The sequence below is a fragment of the Nonomuraea sp. NPDC050783 genome, assembly GCF_040802095.1.
GTDB lineage: Bacteria > Actinomycetota > Actinomycetes > Streptosporangiales > Streptosporangiaceae > Nonomuraea.
In genome coordinates this window covers 93,562-108,891 of record NZ_JBFAHK010000011.1, presented here as the reverse complement: position 1 = coordinate 108,891, position 15,330 = coordinate 93,562, and the positions used below count along the sequence as shown (strand labels likewise).

15 protein-coding genes are annotated in these 15,330 nt (G+C 72.8%); 8 read left to right on the top strand and 7 right to left on the bottom strand.

Annotated features, from left to right (window positions below; all coding sequences use genetic code 11):
* Window positions 1-38: 38 nt before the first annotated feature.
* The gene (locus tag AB0H75_RS27740) at window positions 39-647 is read right to left on the bottom strand and encodes a response regulator (protein WP_367801026.1); all 609 of its coding nucleotides are present in this window, start codon (window positions 645-647) and stop codon (window positions 39-41) included.
* Window positions 644-1,855, bottom strand: coding sequence for a sensor histidine kinase (locus tag AB0H75_RS27735; RefSeq protein WP_367801024.1), 1,212 nt, complete (start codon window positions 1,853-1,855; stop codon window positions 644-646). The genes AB0H75_RS27740 and AB0H75_RS27735 overlap by 4 nt, the downstream gene beginning before the upstream one ends.
* Before the next feature lie 163 nt (window positions 1,856-2,018).
* Between AB0H75_RS27735 and AB0H75_RS27730 the strand changes: the two genes are divergently transcribed.
* The 3 genes from AB0H75_RS27730 (at window position 2,019) to AB0H75_RS27720 (ending at window position 7,077) form a co-directional block, all read left to right on the top strand.
* Window positions 2,019-3,482 carry an FG-GAP-like repeat-containing protein gene (locus tag AB0H75_RS27730; protein WP_367801022.1) on the top strand — a complete coding sequence of 488 codons (1,464 nt, stop codon included), beginning with the start codon at window positions 2,019-2,021 and terminating at the stop codon, window positions 3,480-3,482.
* 77 nt (window positions 3,483-3,559) lie between these two features.
* Window positions 3,560-5,809, top strand: coding sequence for a glycoside hydrolase domain-containing protein (locus AB0H75_RS27725; RefSeq protein WP_367801368.1), 2,250 nt, complete (start codon window positions 3,560-3,562; stop codon window positions 5,807-5,809).
* Window positions 5,806-7,077, top strand: a complete 1,272-nt coding sequence (locus tag AB0H75_RS27720) for a glycosyltransferase (RefSeq protein ID WP_367801020.1) — start codon at window positions 5,806-5,808, stop codon at window positions 7,075-7,077. Before AB0H75_RS27725 ends, AB0H75_RS27720 begins: the two co-directional genes overlap by 4 nt.
* Before the next feature lie 137 nt (window positions 7,078-7,214).
* Here the strand turns inward: AB0H75_RS27720 and AB0H75_RS27715 are convergent, their stop codons facing one another.
* Both AB0H75_RS27715 and AB0H75_RS27710 read right to left on the bottom strand, forming a co-directional pair.
* Window positions 7,215-8,147 carry a DUF2382 domain-containing protein gene (locus tag AB0H75_RS27715; RefSeq protein ID WP_367801018.1) on the bottom strand — a complete coding sequence of 311 codons (933 nt, stop codon included), beginning with the start codon at window positions 8,145-8,147 and terminating at the stop codon, window positions 7,215-7,217.
* A gap of 189 nt (window positions 8,148-8,336) precedes the next feature.
* The gene (locus AB0H75_RS27710) at window positions 8,337-8,615 is read right to left on the bottom strand and encodes a WGxxGxxG family protein (RefSeq protein ID WP_367801016.1); all 279 of its coding nucleotides are present in this window, start codon (window positions 8,613-8,615) and stop codon (window positions 8,337-8,339) included.
* Window positions 8,616-8,810: 195 nt separating this feature from the next.
* Between AB0H75_RS27710 and AB0H75_RS27705 the strand changes: the two genes are divergently transcribed.
* The 3 genes from AB0H75_RS27705 to AB0H75_RS27695 all read left to right on the top strand — a co-directional run bounded on the left by AB0H75_RS27705 (window position 8,811) and on the right by AB0H75_RS27695 (window position 10,987).
* Window positions 8,811-10,277, top strand: a complete 1,467-nt coding sequence (locus AB0H75_RS27705) for a glycoside hydrolase family 43 protein (RefSeq protein WP_367801014.1) — start codon at window positions 8,811-8,813, stop codon at window positions 10,275-10,277.
* A gap of 148 nt (window positions 10,278-10,425) precedes the next feature.
* The gene (locus AB0H75_RS27700; protein WP_367801012.1) at window positions 10,426-10,584 is read left to right on the top strand and encodes a hypothetical protein; all 159 of its coding nucleotides are present in this window, start codon (window positions 10,426-10,428) and stop codon (window positions 10,582-10,584) included.
* A 70-nt stretch (window positions 10,585-10,654) separates the two neighbouring features.
* Window positions 10,655-10,987 carry a chorismate mutase gene (locus AB0H75_RS27695; RefSeq protein WP_367801010.1) on the top strand — a complete coding sequence of 111 codons (333 nt, stop codon included), beginning with the start codon at window positions 10,655-10,657 and terminating at the stop codon, window positions 10,985-10,987.
* A 41-nt stretch (window positions 10,988-11,028) separates the two neighbouring features.
* Here the strand turns inward: AB0H75_RS27695 and AB0H75_RS27690 are convergent, their stop codons facing one another.
* Window positions 11,029-12,252 carry a PP2C family protein-serine/threonine phosphatase gene (locus AB0H75_RS27690; RefSeq protein ID WP_367801008.1) on the bottom strand — a complete coding sequence of 408 codons (1,224 nt, stop codon included), beginning with the start codon at window positions 12,250-12,252 and terminating at the stop codon, window positions 11,029-11,031.
* 211 nt (window positions 12,253-12,463) lie between these two features.
* Between AB0H75_RS27690 and AB0H75_RS27685 the strand changes: the two genes are divergently transcribed.
* Both AB0H75_RS27685 and AB0H75_RS27680 read left to right on the top strand, forming a co-directional pair.
* Window positions 12,464-12,877, top strand: a complete 414-nt coding sequence (locus AB0H75_RS27685; RefSeq protein WP_367801006.1) for a peptidase inhibitor family I36 protein — start codon at window positions 12,464-12,466, stop codon at window positions 12,875-12,877.
* A 110-nt stretch (window positions 12,878-12,987) separates the two neighbouring features.
* Entirely contained in the window at window positions 12,988-13,413 is a 426-nt protein-coding gene (locus AB0H75_RS27680) for a nuclear transport factor 2 family protein (protein ID WP_367801004.1), read from the top strand.
* 72 nt (window positions 13,414-13,485) lie between these two features.
* Here AB0H75_RS27680 and AB0H75_RS27675 read toward each other — a convergent pair whose 3' ends face one another.
* Window positions 13,486-13,956, bottom strand: a complete 471-nt coding sequence (locus AB0H75_RS27675) for a proteasome activator (RefSeq protein ID WP_367800989.1) — start codon at window positions 13,954-13,956, stop codon at window positions 13,486-13,488.
* 111 nt (window positions 13,957-14,067) lie between these two features.
* Window positions 14,068-15,303, bottom strand: a complete 1,236-nt coding sequence (locus tag AB0H75_RS27670) for an FAD-dependent monooxygenase (protein ID WP_367800987.1) — start codon at window positions 15,301-15,303, stop codon at window positions 14,068-14,070.
* Window positions 15,304-15,330: the final 27 nt, after the last annotated feature.

Below are 15,330 nucleotides of genomic sequence, written 5' to 3'. Positions count from 1 at the left end.
CACCCCCGGCGTCACCCCCGGCGTCACCTCGGCCGGCGTCACACCAGCCAGCCCTTGGCGCGCGCGAGGTCGATGGCCTCGGCGCGGGTGCGGGCGCCGAGCTTCTGGATGGCCGCGGACAGGTGGTTGCGGACGGTGCCCGCGGACAGGTGCAGCCCCTTGGCGATCTCGGCGATGGTGCCGTGCCCGGCGGCGGCCGCCAGCACCTCGGTCTCGCGCGGCGTGAGCGGGGAGGAGCCCTCGCTGAGCGCGGCGATGGCCAGCGCGGGATCGACGACCCGCTGCCCGGCGGCCACCTTGCGGATGGCGGCGGCCAGCTCCGGGGCGGGCGCGTCCTTGAGCAGGAAGCCCGCGGCGCCGGCGGCCAGGGCGGCGTGCAGGTAGCCGGTCCTGCCGAACGTGGTCACGATCATCACGCGGGTCGCGGGGGCGGCGGCGGCCAGGCGGCGGGCCGCCTCCAGGCCGTCGATGCCGGGCATCTCGATGTCCAGCAGCGCCACGTCGGGCCGGAACGCCTGGCAGGCCCCCACGACCTCGTCGCCGCGGCCCACGTCACCCACCACCTCGATGTCGGGCTCCAGCGACAGCAGCGCGGCCAGGGCACCGCGGAACATCGTCTGGTCCTCGGCCAGCAGCACTCGGATCATCCCCGCGCCTCCAGGGGCACTCGCACGGTCAACCGGAAACCTCCGTCGGCGGGCCGGCCGGCCTCGACGCGGCCGCCGAGGGCCGCGACGCGCTCGCCGAGCCCGGCCAGCCCGTTCCCCTCCCGGGCGGCGCCGGCGCCGCCGGGGCCGCGGCCGTCGTCGCGGATCTCCACACTCGCCTCCCGCCCGTCCTGCTCCAGCGTGATCCAGCAGCGCGTGGCCGCGCTGTGGCGCAGCACGTTGGTGACGCCCTCCCGGACGGCCCAGGCCAGCAGGGCCTCGACGGGCGCGGGCAGGTCCCAGTCGCCGGGTACGCGCACCGCGCACGCGATCTCCGCCGAGCGGGCGGCCGACTCGGCCCCGGCGATCTCGGCCGCGAGCGTGGGCCGCCGGTAGTCCGTGACCGCCTGCCGGACCTCGGCCAGCGACCTGCGGACGACGCCCTCGACGTCCTCCAGCTCGCGCACCGCCCGCTCCGGCTCGACGGGCACCAGCCTGCGGGCCAGCTCGGTCTTGACCACGACCACCGACAGGCTGTGCCCCACCAGGTCGTGCAGGTCGCGGGCGATGCGGTTGCGCTCCTCGGAGACCGCCAGCCGGGCCAGCTCCCGCCGGGTCTCGCGCAGCTCCCGCACCAGCTCGGCCGTCTGCCGCGCCTGCACCGAGAACACGCCCGGCAGCAGCACGAACACCGCCAGCGCGGCGGCCGGCGCCGCCTCCAGGCCGCGCGCCACGGCGACCAGCCCGGCCGCTGCCGACAGCCCGGCGAGCTGCGCGCGGACCCGGGGCAGGCGGCTCCACCCGCACGCGGTCGTCGCCCACATCATCGTGACGGCCCACGTCCAGCCGCCCCAGACCTCCAGCGCCAGCACCGCCGCCACCAGCGCCGCGTAGGCGCGGGCGAAGGAAGGCTCGTCCCGCTGGGCCTTGATCCGCGCGGCCATCCCGAGCGCCGAGATCCCCGCCGCCCCGGCCACGGCCAGCACCACCTGCCAGGGCGCGGGCCGCTGGACGACGACGAGGTACAGCGCCGCCCACACCGTCGCCGCGAGCATGATCAGGGAGCGCGTCAGGTTGCGCACCCCCCAGACCCGCTCCACGTCGAGAGGGCTGAGGTCGCGCAGGGCCCGCCCGGCTTCCCACCGCCCGGCTTCCCACCGCCCGGCTTCCCACCGCCCGGCTTCCCACCGCCCGACTCCCAACCGCACGAGATCGAACACTACGCCGCGGTCCACGCGGAGGTAAGAGCGATCAGCGCCTTCAGGACCGGAGCCGGGACCCGCGAATCCCGCGCCCCTGCCGGTCCCGGGGACGGCGCCCTTCTCATCCACCCGCAAGCCGGTTCCAAGAGATCACCTCGATGCTGCGGGCATGTCCGCGAAAAGGATCACACGCCCGGTGGCGCTGCTCGCGCTCACGGCCTGCCTGGCCGTCACCGCCGCTCACGCCGGGGCCCCGGCCGCGACCGCGCAGGCGGCGGCCCCGGCCAGGAACACCGACTTCAACGGCGACGGCTACAACGACCTCGCCGTCGCCAGCCCGTACTACGACCGAACCGACTCCCACTGGTACACCGCCGGCAAGGTGGCCGTGTTGTACGGCGGCCCCGGCGGCCTGTCCGGGCACGCCCTCCTGGCCCCCGAACCCGGCTGCACGGGCCTCGACGGCGGCGGCGGCACCGTCGCCTGCCGGTTCTGGGGCCTCACCCTGGGAGCCGCGGACTCCGACCACGACGGCCGGACCGACCTGTACGTGGGCGGCACGGGCGAGATGCGCGCCCTGGGCTGGAAGCCGGGCGGGATCACCACGGTGGAGGCGCACAAGTCGCCCGTCCTGTCGTCCGGCGGAGCGCTGGTCGGCCCCTTCGACCGGCAGGTGAGGCCCGACGTCCTGGTGCTGGAGCCCGGCCAGGGCAACCGGCAGGGGAAGGCCGGCGGCTGGTACGACGCCGAGACGTGGTACAGCTCCATGGACCTGCCCGCCGTCCAGGACGTGCGGATGACCGAGACGCGCTACGGCAACCTCGCGCACGGCGACCTCGACGGCGGCTTCGACCGGGAGATCGCGGTCGTCCAGACCCGGTACCTGGAGGACTCCGCCACCGGTGACCTCTGGCCTGAGCACCACCTGGTCGTGATCGACTCTCCTGGGGAGAACCCCGCCGTCCTCGACCTCGCCGGCACGTCCTCCACCTGCCCGGCCCTCCAGGTCTGCCCCGAGGCGGAGTCGAGGCTGGCGACGGGCGACGTCAACGGCGACCTCTACGACGACCTGGTCATGGTCACCCCCGCGCGCGGGGTGCTGCACATCTGGTACGGCGCGTCGTCGGGAGTGCGGGGCGCCCCCTCGTTCACCACGCGCGACCAGCCCTGGCTCACCCGGGACGTCACCACCGTGGCGGTCGGCGACGTCAACGGCGACGGCGCCGCCGAGGTCGTCCTGGGCAGACCGGGCAACGGGTGGACCAGCCCGGGCCGGCCGGGTGACGTCGTGCTCCTTCCCGGCTCCCGTACCGGCCCCGTCCTGGCGGGTGCGCAGGTCGTCAGCCAGGACGGGGTCGGCCCGTGGTCGGGCCCGGCCTCCGGCGACCCGATCGGCGAGCAGGGCAGGAACGGGGACCGCTTCGGTCGCGGCCTGTCCGTCCTCGACGTCACCGGGGACGGCAAGGGCGAGCTGATCATCGGTGCCCCCGGCAAGAACGGCGGCGCCGGCATGGTGGCCGTGGTGCACGGCACGGCGGACGGGGCCTCCGCCACGCGGGCCCAGGTCGTCCACCCCGCGCAGATCGGCATGACCTCGCCCGCCGCCGCGTTCGGGAGCGACCTGCTGCGCTGACAGGCGCCGCCGCCCTCACCCGATCTGAACGAGAATTTCACCTCGCCGAAACCTTCGGCCGCCCTCCGCCGGGGTAGATTCCCGCCATTCTCGCGAACGTTGACCCCTTCATCGGCACAGCGGCCACCGACCTGCCCCCCGCCCGCGGTCTGGCCGCCACTTGGTGGTGGCCGAAACCCCAGGTGGGCAACACCCATCCGGGCGCGACCTCGCCGCTCGGCATGGTGTCGGCGTGCGCCTACTCCGGCGCGTACCCCACGGGTTACGGCCGCTACGCCAAGAACACCGAGGGCGTGCCGGAGGAGATGCACGAGCGACTCCAGGCGTCCGGCTTCACCCACTTCCAGCAGTCCGGCACCGGCGCGATCCGCAAGTACTACAACTACGTCCGGGTCACCCCGATGGTGCAGCCGCTGGACGACCTCGACCAGGCGTGGCCGCTGCACGACGAGGTGGCGGCGGCCGGCTACTACGCCGCCACCCTCGGCACCGGCATCCGCTGCGAGCTGACCGTCGGCGCCAAGGTCGCCGTGCACCGCTACACCTTCCCCGAGCACTCCAGCGCCCGCGTCGTGGTGGACCTGTCCTGCGGCGGTCTCGACATCGACCTGGGCCGCACCGTCCCGGTCCGGGCGCAGGCCGAGAGCATGGGGCACGGCCGGGCCCAGGGCACGGTGGTGATGGAGGGCGTGCCGCTGTCGGTCTACCTGGAGGTCGACAGCCCCGGCTGGCGCCAGATGCTCTGGTACGACCGCCGGCTCATCCACGGCGGCACCCGGCTCGACTTCGACAGCATCCGGCACACCACGCTGCGGCCGTTCGGCATGGTGTTCATGGGCCCGGCCGCGGCGGGCCAGAGCGTCGAGGTGCGGCTCGGGTTCTCGCTGCGCGGCTGCGAGCAGGCCCGCCAGAACCTGGAGCGCGAGTGCGGGCAGGCGCGGCCCGCCTTCGACACGGTGCGCCTGCGCACCCGCGCCGGCTGGGGCGACCACCTGGGCCGCGTCCAGGTGGAGGGCGGCACGCCCGCCCGCCGCACCGTGTTCGCGACGGCGCTCTACCACGCGCTGGTCAAGCCGTGCTTCGCCGACGACGAGAGCCCGTTCTGGCCGAGCCCGGGGCCGTTCGCGTTCGACGTGTGCACCATGTGGGACATGTACAAGACCCAGCTCCCGCTGCTGGCCACCATCGTCCCCGACCGGGCGGCGGACCTGCTGGAGTCGCTGATCCGGGTCTGCGAGGAGGAGGGCAACTTCCCGATCGGCTACCGGATGGCCCGCGGCGCCGACCGGTTCTTCCGCCAGGCCAGCGCGCTCGTCCACACCGCGCTGGCCGACGCCCACGCCCTCGGCCGCACGGCGCTCGACTGGAACTGGGCGCTGGTCCACATGGTCGGCGACCTGCGCCGCCTGTACGGCGAGGACTTCTTCGAGCACGGCGTCGTCCACCCCATCACCCACACCCTCGACCTGGCCTACGCCCACCACTGCACCGCCAAGGTCGCCCGTGCGCTCAACGACCACCGCCTCGCCGCCGACCTGGAGGAGCGCGGCCGCCAGTGGGTCAACGCCTTCGACCCGGCCACCGGCCTGCTGCGCGACTCGGAGTTCTACGAGGGCGGCAAGTGGAACTACTCCTTCCGGCTGCTGCACGACATGGCCGCCAGGATCGCCCTGGCCGGCGGCGACAAGGAGTTCGCCGACAAGCTGGACCGCTTCTTCGGCTTCGGCGCCCGGCCGGTGCGCCAGCCCGGCCGCGCCCCGAGCCCGGCGGAGATGGCGGCCGGCTACGCGCTCAACCGGTTCGAAGGGCTCAACAACGAGCCCGACATGGAGGCCCCCTGGGCCTACCACTACGCCGGCCGCCCCGACCGCACCAGCGAGGTGGTGCACGCGGCGCTGACCTGGCAGTTCGGCACCGGGCCCGGCGGGCTGCCGGGCAACGACGACTCCGGCGGCCTCAGCTCGTGGTACGTGTGGGCCTCGCTGGGGCTGTTCCCGGTCGCCGGGCAGAGCCTGTTCCTGGTCAACGCGCCCGCGTTCGCCCGGGCGGTGCTGCGTACCGGCGACGGCGAGTTCGTCATCGAGACCAGCGGGCACCGCGAGACCCCGATCGGCGTGGACGCCCCCGACGGCGACCCGCCTCCCCAGTACGTGCAGTCGGCGACCCTCGACGGCGTGCCGCTGCACGCGACGCACCTCGACGCCGCCACCGTGCGGCGCGGTGGCGTGCTCCACCTCCGGCTGGGCCCGGAGCCGTCGGCGTGGGGCCGGGACCTCCGGCCGCCGTCCCTTTCCGATCCCCCCGTGTCCCCGGAGGAAGAGCGATGAACCACCCGCGTCGCCGTCTCGTCATCGTGGTCAGGGCCGACCCGGTCATCTGCGGTCACTCCGGCGAGGCACGCAACCTCGCCGAGGTGGCGCTGACCCGCGGGTTCACCGACGTGCGGCTGCTGACCTGGCCGATCCCGGCGCTCCAGGCGGCCGGGCTGCCGCTCAAGCCGCTGGACCGGCTGCTGCCGTACAGCTCCGGGATCACCGTGGAGCGGCCGGAGCCGGTCGGCGACTACCGGGTGCCGGACGGGCGCCACCAGTCCGGGCTCACCGGCCGCCTGGTCGAGCTGCTGGCCGAGCCGGTGCCCACCGTCTGCCTGTCGATGTACCTCGCGCCGCACACCTCGGTGGTCGTGGACGCGGTCGCGGCGGCCCGCGCGGCCGGGTTCGCGCCGGACGTCCACACCGTCGCCAAGGCGGTCGGCTCCGACGTGACGAACGTGATCCGCTCGTGCCTGCGCGAGGGCCGCTTCGGCGCGGCGACCGTGCTGTTCACCACGTTCCTGGCCAACGACGAGGTCGTCGCGGTCTCCGACTACACCAGGCGCGAGATCGTCGCCGCGGCCGAGCAGGTGGACGCCCACTGCGGCACCGCCTTCGCCGAGCAGTGCCGGCGCCGGGTGACCGTCAGCTACCCGCCGATCGACTCCACCGCCTTCCTCGACCTGGACCAGGCCGACGTGGACGCCGCGCTCGCCCGCCGCGGGCTGGAGCGCGACGGGTACGTGCTGTTCCTGTCCCGGGTGACCCGGGCCAAGGGGATCCACGAGCTGGTGACGGCCTTCGCGCGGGCCCGCTGCCGCTCGCGGGTGAAGCTGGTGGTGGCCGGCACCGGGCCGGCGCTGGAGGACGTCCGGGCCGCGGCGGCGGGTGACGACCGCGTCGTCTTCCTCACGGACGTGGACGACCAGGAGAAGGCGCTGCTCATGCACGGGTGCGCGGCCTACGCGCTGCCCACCAAGCCCGAGCCGGACTTCGTCGAGACCTTCGGCATCGCCCTGGCCGAGAAGATGCTGGCCGGCGGCGGGCCGATCATCACCACCCCGACCGGCGGCACCCTGGAGGCGGTCGGCGACACCGCCGTCGTCGTCGGGCCGGAGGACGTCGCCGGCCTGGCGGCGGCCCTGGACCGGGTGGTGCTGGACATGCCCGCCGCCGAGCGCCGTGACCTGGAGCTGCGGGCCAGGGCGCGGGCGTTGCGCTTCGACCGGGCGGCGGTGTTCGACGACCTCTTCCCCCGGACGCCCGCCGTCGAGGTCGCCTGACCGCCGCCCCCGCCCCGCGAGCCGTCCGGGAGCGGTGTCCAGGAGCGCCGTCCAGGAGCGCCGTCCGGGAACGCCGGCGGGCGGGCCCCGTCGCTGAGGTCCGCCCGCCGTCCGGGAAGGGTCTGTCACGTGCCCGCCTACAGCGGCGGGCGCTTGTCACCCCGCTTCATGTCGGCGTCCTTGTCGGTCACCATCCCGTCCTCGTCGACCTCGACGTGCTCCCGGCGTACCTGGCCGCTCACCGTCTCGTCGTGCTGGACGGTCTGCTTGCGCACGTGCACGTGCTCGACCGGCCGGGTCTCCTTGCCGACCACCGCGCGCTCCTCGTGCAGGGTGATGGTCCGCTCGTCCTCGCCCATCTCGTACGGGGCGGCCGTCTCGCCCTCGCGGGCCGGCTCGCGCTCGATGACGACCTCTTCGTGGCTGAGCGGGACCGTCTCCTGCACGTTCTCGGTCTCGATGTACTTGCGCAGCCGGACCCGGCCGGCCTCGACGGTCTCCTTGCCGATGTGGAGCTGCTCCTCCGAGGCGGTCATGTCGAACCCGCGCTCGTCGCCCATGCCCATGCGCTCCGTGCCCATGCGCTCGTCGCCCATGCGCTCCGTGCCGGTCATGCCGCCCATGCGCTCCATGTCGCCCATGTCGCGGCGTTCGGTGTCACCGGCGGCGGCGCTCGGCGACGGCATGTCCCGGGGCATGGTGTCGCTGACCGGGCGCTCGCCCGTGGGCGAGGTGCTGCGCTGCTGCGGGATGGTCGGCGGCTGGATGCCGTAGTGCCGGTAGAGCTGGGCCTCCTCCTCGACGGACAGGCGGCCGTCCACGTCGATGTTGGGCGCGTCCTTGATCCTCTCCTTGTCGAAGGGGACGTGGATCTCGTTCCCGGTGCGGCGGCAGCCGCTCAGGGGGACGAAGGTCTCCTTCGTGCCGAACATCCCCGTCCGGACGGTGACCCACTCCGGCTGGCCGGTGCGGTCGTTGAGGTATACCTGGCCGACCTGGCCGATGGACTGCCCGTCCGATCCCACGAGGTGGCAGTCGAACAGGCTTCGGATCTCTGTCTGCAGTACCACGACGATTCCCCCGTTTGTTCGTCCTGGATTCAAGGGACAAATACCCTCAACACTCGCTAATCACCACAATTGGGGCATATGTCTTGGCAAAGTTCGCGCGGGCGTGGCCGGGGCCCGCCGTTCACGACGGGCCCCGGGCGAGCAGGTGGTGGCGCGGCGCCGTCGCCGCGCCCCGGGCACGCCGGTGCTCTACCGGCGCATGTTGCGGTTGCCGACGTTTTCGGCGGTGCCGACGTCGTGCCGCTCGTGGCGGCGCAGGCCCAGCAGGCCGAGCAGGCCGAGCAGGCCCGGCAGGCCCCACAGACCGGCCTTGCCGCCGCCGTCGTCGTTGGAACGGTTGTTGTCCTGCGGCGCAGGAGTGACCTGGCTGTGAGCCACGGGCTCGACCGGTGTGTCGGCCGTGGCCGCGGCGGCTGGGGCGAGCGTCAGAAAGAACGCCAGGCCCAGTCCGGTGAGTGTCTTGCGCATTGGGTTCCCCCGATCCGGCGATCCCCGCGGTAGCGGAGACCGCCTGTTTCGCCTTCCCGAGGAAGGCCCCCAAAGCGGGGCGATCTCCTTATTCCCTGCTCAAGAGGTCCATACCGTCATGAACCACCACTAAACGCACATATCGCTATGAAAGCGCTATCCGTCGCGTAGGTCCCGCCCCTATCCTCATGACCCATGATCCGCAACCCCGTCCTGCCGGGTTTCCACCCCGACCCGTCGATCGTGCGGGTGGGGGAGGACTACTACCTGGCCACCTCGACCTTCGAGTGGTTTCCTGGCGTCCGCGTCCACCACTCGCGCGACCTGGTGCACTGGCGCCCCCTGGGCGGCATCCTGACCGAGCGCAGGCTGCTCGACCTGTCCGGCGTGCCCGACTCCGGCGGCGTCTGGGCCCCCGACCTGACCTACCACGACGGCCTGTTCCACCTCGTTTACGGCGTGATGGACGACTACGCCCTCGGCTACAAGGACGTCGCCAACTACCTGATCACCGCGCCCGCCGTCGAGGGCCCGTGGTCGGACCCGGTCCGGCTGCCCGGCCGCGGCTTCGACGCCTCGCTCTATCACGAGGACGGCCGGAGCTGGCTGCTCAACATGGTCTTCGACTCCAGGCCGGGCCGCGGCTTCTCCGGCATCGAGCTGCGCCCGCTGGAGGGCGGCGAGCCCGAGCTGATCCTGCCCAACCGCGAGATCACCGAGGGCCCGCACCTCTACAGGATCGACGGCTGGTACTACCTGATGGTGGCCGAGGGCGGCACCGGCTACGAGCACCGGGTCTCGGTGCTGCGCTCCCGCTCGATGTCCGGCCCGTACGAGGACGACCCGGCCGGGCCGATGCTGACCTCGCGCCACGACCCCGGCCTGGAGCTGCAGAAGGCGGGCCACGGCTGCCTGGTGCGCACGCAGACCGGCGAGTGGTACCTCGCCCACCTGGCCGCCCGCCCGTACGGGAACCGCAGGTGCGTGCTCGGGCGCGAGAGCGCGTTGCAGCGCGTGGTCTGGGAGGACGGCTGGCCGCGCGTGGCGGGCGGCGTCCCCGCCGTCGAGGTGCCGGCGCCGGCGCTGCCCGCGCACCCGTGGCAGGACGACGGCTCCTTCGCCCTCGACCGCGACTGGAGCACGCTGCGCCGGCCCGCCACGCCGGACTGGCTGACCGCCGACCCCGGCGGCCTCACCGTCCGCGGCGGCCAGTCACCGTACGGCCTGCGCAGCCCCAGCCTGGTCGCCCGCCGCGTCACCTCCAGGACGTGCTCGCTGGAGGCGGTCATGCGCTTCACCCCCGAAGGGGTCCACCAGTCGGCGGGGATCACCGCCTACTACAACTCGCGCAACTGGCACTACCTCGCCCTGACCACCGACGGGCTGGTGCTGACCACCAGCGACCGGGGCGTGCGTACCGAGCGGCTGCTCGGCCCGGCCGAGGGCGAGGTGCGGCTGAGGGTGGAGTTCGACGGGCCGGCGGTGCGCTTCAACCACGGACCTGACCTGGACGCCACGATCCTGTCCGACGAGTACGCCGACGAGTTCAGCGACGGCATGGCCCGCGCCTTCGGCTTCACCGGCGCGTTCGTCGGTTTCTGGGTGCAGGACCTGGCGGGGGAGGGCTGCTCGGCGCGCTTCGAGCGGATCGCCTACCCCTGACGGCGGGGGCGGCGACGGCGGCGACGGCGGCGTGACCTGCGTCTCCTCGGGAGGCGAAAGGTTTTGAATCCCTTTATCAGGGCAGAGGTAAGGAGTCAAGACCCTGGAGAAGCCGATCTCGGCTCCGACCCCTCGTTATGGAGACGCCATGCCCCCGGCCGCCCCGGCTCCCGCTGACCCCGCCGCGTTCTGCTCCGGTGACCCGTCCAACCTGGCCGGCAACGCCCACTGGTGGAGCGAGTTCGGCGAGGACAGCCGTGGCACTCTCTACCGGTGCGACGTGTGCGGTGTCACCGACATCGGATGACCGCCTTCCGGCACCACTGAAGATCGGCCCCGATGCGGGCGGCCCGCGGCTTTGATGGCAGGCTGTCGGCATGGAGAACTCCCAGCCCAGCCCGGAGGCGTCCGTCCTCGATGAGCTTCAGCGGCTCCGCGCCAGCATCGACAACCTCGACGCCGCACTGGTCCACCTGCTGGCGGAGCGGTTCAAGTGCACGCAGGAGGTCGGGCGGCTGAAGGCCGAGCACCGGCTGCCGCCGGCGGACCCCGAGCGCGAGGCGCGGCAGATCCGCCGCCTGCGCAGCCTGGCCGAGGAGTCGAAGCTCGATCCGGTCTTCGCCGAGAGGTTCCTGAACTTCATCATCGCCGAGGTGGTCCGCCACCACGAGCTGATCGCCAGCAGCATGTCCGAGACCGCCGATCGATGAGCCCGGCGCGGCGCGCCGCCGTGGCCGCGGCGCGCGCGGGCTCACCCCTCCGTGGCGGGCTTGCCGTGCCACTCCGTGAGCAGCACGGTGGCGTCGTCGTGCAGCTTCCCGTGGTGGTAGGAGAGGACGGCGTGCATCAGCCGGCGCAGGGTCTCGGGCACCGGAAGGCCGTCGGCGTGGTGGCGGATGACGAACTCGGTGAAGCGGTGCAGCCCGAACTCGCGCCCGCTCGCGTCGCGCGCCTCGGTGACGCCGTCGGTGTAGAGCAGCAGGCGGTCGCCCGGCTGGAGCTGCTCGCGGCACAGGGTCACCGGTAGCCCGACGTCCAGGCCCATCGGGTGGGCCGGCGGGCACTCCAGGACGCTGACCCACCGGCCGTTCCTGATCACCACCGGCGGGTGGTGGCCCCGGCTGATCCAGCTCAGCACGCCCGTGTCCATGTCGAGGTCCGCCATGATCGCCGTGACGAACCGCAGCCCCCGGCCGAACTCCTCGGTCAGGACGTGCTCGATGGCGACGCTGTTCTCGGCGAGGCCGGCGCCCTGGCGGCGGTGGTTGCGGCAGGCGGCCACCGCCAGGTTCGAGGTCAGGCCGGCCGCGATGTCGTGCCCCATCGCATCGAAGACCGCCAGGTGCAGCACGCTGCCGGAGACCGCGTAGTCGAAGGCGTCGCCGCCCACCTCGTAGGCCGGCTCCAGCGTCGCCGACACCGTCACCCTCTCGTTGGCGAAGGTCAGCGGCGGCATCAGCTTCCACTGCATCTCCGCGGCCACGTTCATCGGGCGGGTGCGGATCAGCCGGAAGTAGGAGTCGCTGGTGACGTGCATGCTGTTGATCAGCAGCGCGACCAGCGTGGCGAAGAGGCGGGCCGCGTCGTGGTCCAGGGGGTGGCCGTCCGTGGTCAGGCGCAGCACGCCGAGCCGGGAGGTGCCGTCGATGATCGGGACCCACCAGTGCCCCGGGGTGACGTCGGTCGCGGGCCGGGGGAGCAGGCGGACGTCCTGGAAGACGCGGCCGGCCAGGCTCGTCTCGATGCGCAGCTCGTCCGGGTGCCGTACCGACTCCGCCTCGGGCCCCTCGCCGCTGAGCCGGCGCAGCTTCTGCTGCTGCAGGTCGGCCAGGTAGATCTGGACGTCGGTGACGCCGATCTCGGCGGCGTGGCGGCAGGCCAGGGCGGGCAGGTCGTCGAGGGTGCTGCCGTGGCTGTCGTCGAGCAGCCCCGCCACCATGCGCGCCAGCGCGCGTACGTCCACCTGATCGCTCATCACAGCCTCACACGCGCGCACGGCGGGCCGTGCGGCCTTCCCCCGGAGCCAGTAGCCGTCTGATTACCCTCCGTCGTACCCTTCATGCGCCGAGGGTCCCGCTCCGCGCGGGTGCGGCACGGAATCCGGCGCAGGTCAAGACTTTCCCGGTGAAGATCCGCGAGGTATGTTCGGGCCACCGGCGAAAGAAACTTTCATCCGAAGAGGTGAAATGGGCAAGAAGTTACACCCGCTTCTGACTCTGCCGATCGCGGCCCTCGCGCTGCCCCTCCTGGCCGTTCCCGCGCACGCCGCCGACGGCTACGACCGTTGTCACGACGGCTCCTACTGCCTGTTCTCCGGCCTCGACGGCACCGGGGACATCGTCGAGCTCAACGCCAGCACCCCGGACCTCGCCCTCTACGGCATGGCCGACCGGGCCAAATCCGACTGGAACCGCACCGACTCCTACATCCACCTCTACTCCGAGGCCAATTACGGCGGTTGCACGGCGGTGACCGCGCCGCGCGACAAGGGCAACTTCTTCAGCACCTACCGCGACTTCTTTAACTCGGTCCGCATCGGCGGCCCGAACGGCCCTTCCTGCGGGACCTCGACCGAGTTCAGCGTCAAGTCGCACCTCTGATCCCTTCGCGAGGCGCCCCGGCTCCCTTACGGGTGGCGGGGCGCCTTCGTTTTGCGGGTCGTTCCCGTATGTTGTACGGTACGGCGTACGACGAAGGTGAGGAGTCACACATGTATCAGCCCAGCGGCGAGGACCTGAAGAGCGTCGAGGAGTGGTTCGCCGAGTACGACGCGCTGGCCGAGCAGGGCGCGCTGGAGAAGCTGGCCGACCTGGCCGTCTTCCCCATGAACGTGGTCACCGACGTGCCCGGCGGCCACGCGGCGGCGCGGCAGTGGACGCGCGAGGAGTACCTGGAGGCGATGCGCGAGGCCATGGGCGGCGGCACGGCCGGGCTCGACCTCACCTCGAAGCGCACCCCGCACTTCCTGAGCCCCAACCTGGTGGTGGTGGAGACGGAGGCGACCATGACCGTCGAGGGCGCGCGGCAGGAGATGCACTACGCCGACCTGCTGGTGCGCACCGAGGACGGCTGGGGCTTCCAGACGATGATCCAGGGCGGCTGGGGCCACGGCTGGGCCCCGGCCAGACGCGGCTGACCCGGCCCGCCGTGACCCGGCCCGCTGCCCGGAGGCGCGGGCCGGAGGCGGGCCGGAAGCGCGGGCCGCGGCCTACAGGTACGGGCCGGAGCCGGACGGGCGGTCCGGCGTCCCGCGTCCCGGGACCTCCGGCGGCCGCGGCGCGCGGGCGCCGGCCTGCTGCAGGGCCAGGCCCGCCTTGATGCCCTGGAAGACGCCGTCCAGCCAGCCCACGAGCTGGCCCTGCATGATGCGCAGCTCCGCCTCGCTGGGGGAGCCGGAGGGCTCGGGCATGAGCCGTTCCAGCTCCTCGCGCAGCTCCGGCGCCACGGACTCGCCGATCTCCTCGACCGCCCGCAGGTGGATGTGCTTGAGCTGGTCGCGGGCGCGGTCGTCCAGCGACAGGCCCTGGGCCTCGTCCAGCAGCATGTGCACCATGTCGCTCATGCGCAGCAGGCGGGCCGGCTCGGTGATGCGGGCGATCTCGCGTTCGGCGGCCTCCTGCTGGGGCACGGGCGGTCGGCGGTGGTCCTCTGGGCGGAAGGGGCCGGGCGTCGTCATCATGGACCGTCCTCCGGGGTGCTGGTCCTGCTCGATCTCGGTCAACCACCCCCTGCCCACGGATCGGCCCTGAACGGCCTCTTCATGCGGAAATTACGTTGTGGTGTGTCCTGATTACCTGCCGGACGGCGGCCGGCAGCACTCGCACGACGGGCCGCGGCCCAGCTTGCGCCGCAGCCGGTGGACGCCCTGGTGCAGGCCGTCGAGCACCTGGCCGTAGCGGTAGTACAGGCCCGGCGGGACGTGCGGGAGCAGTGCGCTGTGCCGCTGGCCGAGCAGCGTGATGAGCTGCCGCGGCGGCAGGTCGACGTAGCGGGGCAGGCTCTCGTACCAGCGGGCGCTGTAGCGGGCCGAGCGCTGGGTGGGCCGGATGGCGCGCATGCGCTCGCGCTCGTAGGCGGCGAGGGCGGCGCCCAGGTCGGCCTCCCTGTGGAGGGCGTCGGCCAGGACGGCCGCGTCCCCCAGCGCGAGGGCGGTGCCCGCGCCGATGGAGTAATGGGTGGTGTGGGCGGCGTCGCCGAGCAGCACCAGGTTGCCGCGGTGCCAGGTGCGGTTGGTGAGCGTGCGGAAGTTGAGCCAGTGGGCGCTGCCGTCGGGCTGCGCGCGGCCGATCAGCGCGTGACCGTCCAGGACGTCGGCGAACAGCTTCTCCAGCACGGCCAGGCTGTCGGCCTCGTTGGTCGCGTCCAGGCCGAGGCCCGTCCAGGTCGTGGGGGCGCACTCGACGACGCAGGTGCTGTGCTCGTGGCCGTACGGGTAGCCGTAGCACCAGATCCAGCCGTGCGCGGTCTCCACGAAGGAGAAGACGAACGAGTCGAAGATCTTGGTGGTGCCGAGCCACATGTAGACGTTGCGGCCCACGGAGACCTCGGTGCCGAAGTGGCCGGCGTGGCGCTCGCGCAGCGCGCTGTTGATCCCGTCGCCGGCGACGACGAGGTCGGCCCCGGACAGCTCGGGCGCGTCCTCGCCGGCGACCTCGTGCTCGTACTCGACCCGCACGCCCAGCTCGCGGGCGCGCGCGGCGAGGATGTCGAGCAGGCGGCGGCGGCCGATGCCGAAGCCGTCGTCCCCGTGCTCCATGGTGAGCGTCGCCCGGTCCTGGAGGTTGACCACCCAGTCGTCCCAGTGGACGGAGTTCTCCTGGATGGCGCGGGCGGATTCGGGATCGACGGCGTACAGGTTCTCCAGCAGTTGCAGCCAGTACGTCACGCCCCAGCCGAACGTCGAGCCGGCCGGGTTCCGCTCGTAGACGGTGAGCTCGTGGGACGGGTTCATCCGCTTCATGACGATGGAGAAGTACAGGCTGGCGGGCCCTCCGCCGACGCAGGCGACCTTCACAGGAACTCCCAATAACACATACTGCGGCTGCTATGTAGC

What these genes read in the sequence shown, in the direction of transcription:
- AB0H75_RS27705 (WP_367801014.1), top strand. Translation starts at nt 8,811, where the DNA reads ATGATCCGCAACCCCGTCCTGCCGGGTTTCCACCCCGACCCGTCGATC.
- AB0H75_RS27700 (WP_367801012.1), top strand. Translation starts at nt 10,426, where the DNA reads ATGCCCCCGGCCGCCCCGGCTCCCGCTGACCCCGCCGCGTTCTGCTCC.
- AB0H75_RS27675 (WP_367800989.1), bottom strand. Translation starts at nt 13,956, where the DNA reads ATGATGACGACGCCCGGCCCCTTCCGCCCAGAGGACCACCGCCGACCG.
- AB0H75_RS27720 (WP_367801020.1), top strand. Translation starts at nt 5,806, where the DNA reads ATGAACCACCCGCGTCGCCGTCTCGTCATCGTGGTCAGGGCCGACCCG.
- AB0H75_RS27680 (WP_367801004.1), top strand. Translation starts at nt 12,988, where the DNA reads ATGTATCAGCCCAGCGGCGAGGACCTGAAGAGCGTCGAGGAGTGGTTC.
- AB0H75_RS27695 (WP_367801010.1), top strand. Translation starts at nt 10,655, where the DNA reads ATGGAGAACTCCCAGCCCAGCCCGGAGGCGTCCGTCCTCGATGAGCTT.
- AB0H75_RS27740 (WP_367801026.1), bottom strand. Translation starts at nt 647, where the DNA reads ATGATCCGAGTGCTGCTGGCCGAGGACCAGACGATGTTCCGCGGTGCC.
- AB0H75_RS27710 (WP_367801016.1), bottom strand. Translation starts at nt 8,615, where the DNA reads ATGCGCAAGACACTCACCGGACTGGGCCTGGCGTTCTTTCTGACGCTC.
- AB0H75_RS27685 (WP_367801006.1), top strand. Translation starts at nt 12,464, where the DNA reads ATGGGCAAGAAGTTACACCCGCTTCTGACTCTGCCGATCGCGGCCCTC.
- AB0H75_RS27690 (WP_367801008.1), bottom strand. Translation starts at nt 12,252, where the DNA reads ATGAGCGATCAGGTGGACGTACGCGCGCTGGCGCGCATGGTGGCGGGG.
- AB0H75_RS27730 (WP_367801022.1), top strand. Translation starts at nt 2,019, where the DNA reads ATGTCCGCGAAAAGGATCACACGCCCGGTGGCGCTGCTCGCGCTCACG.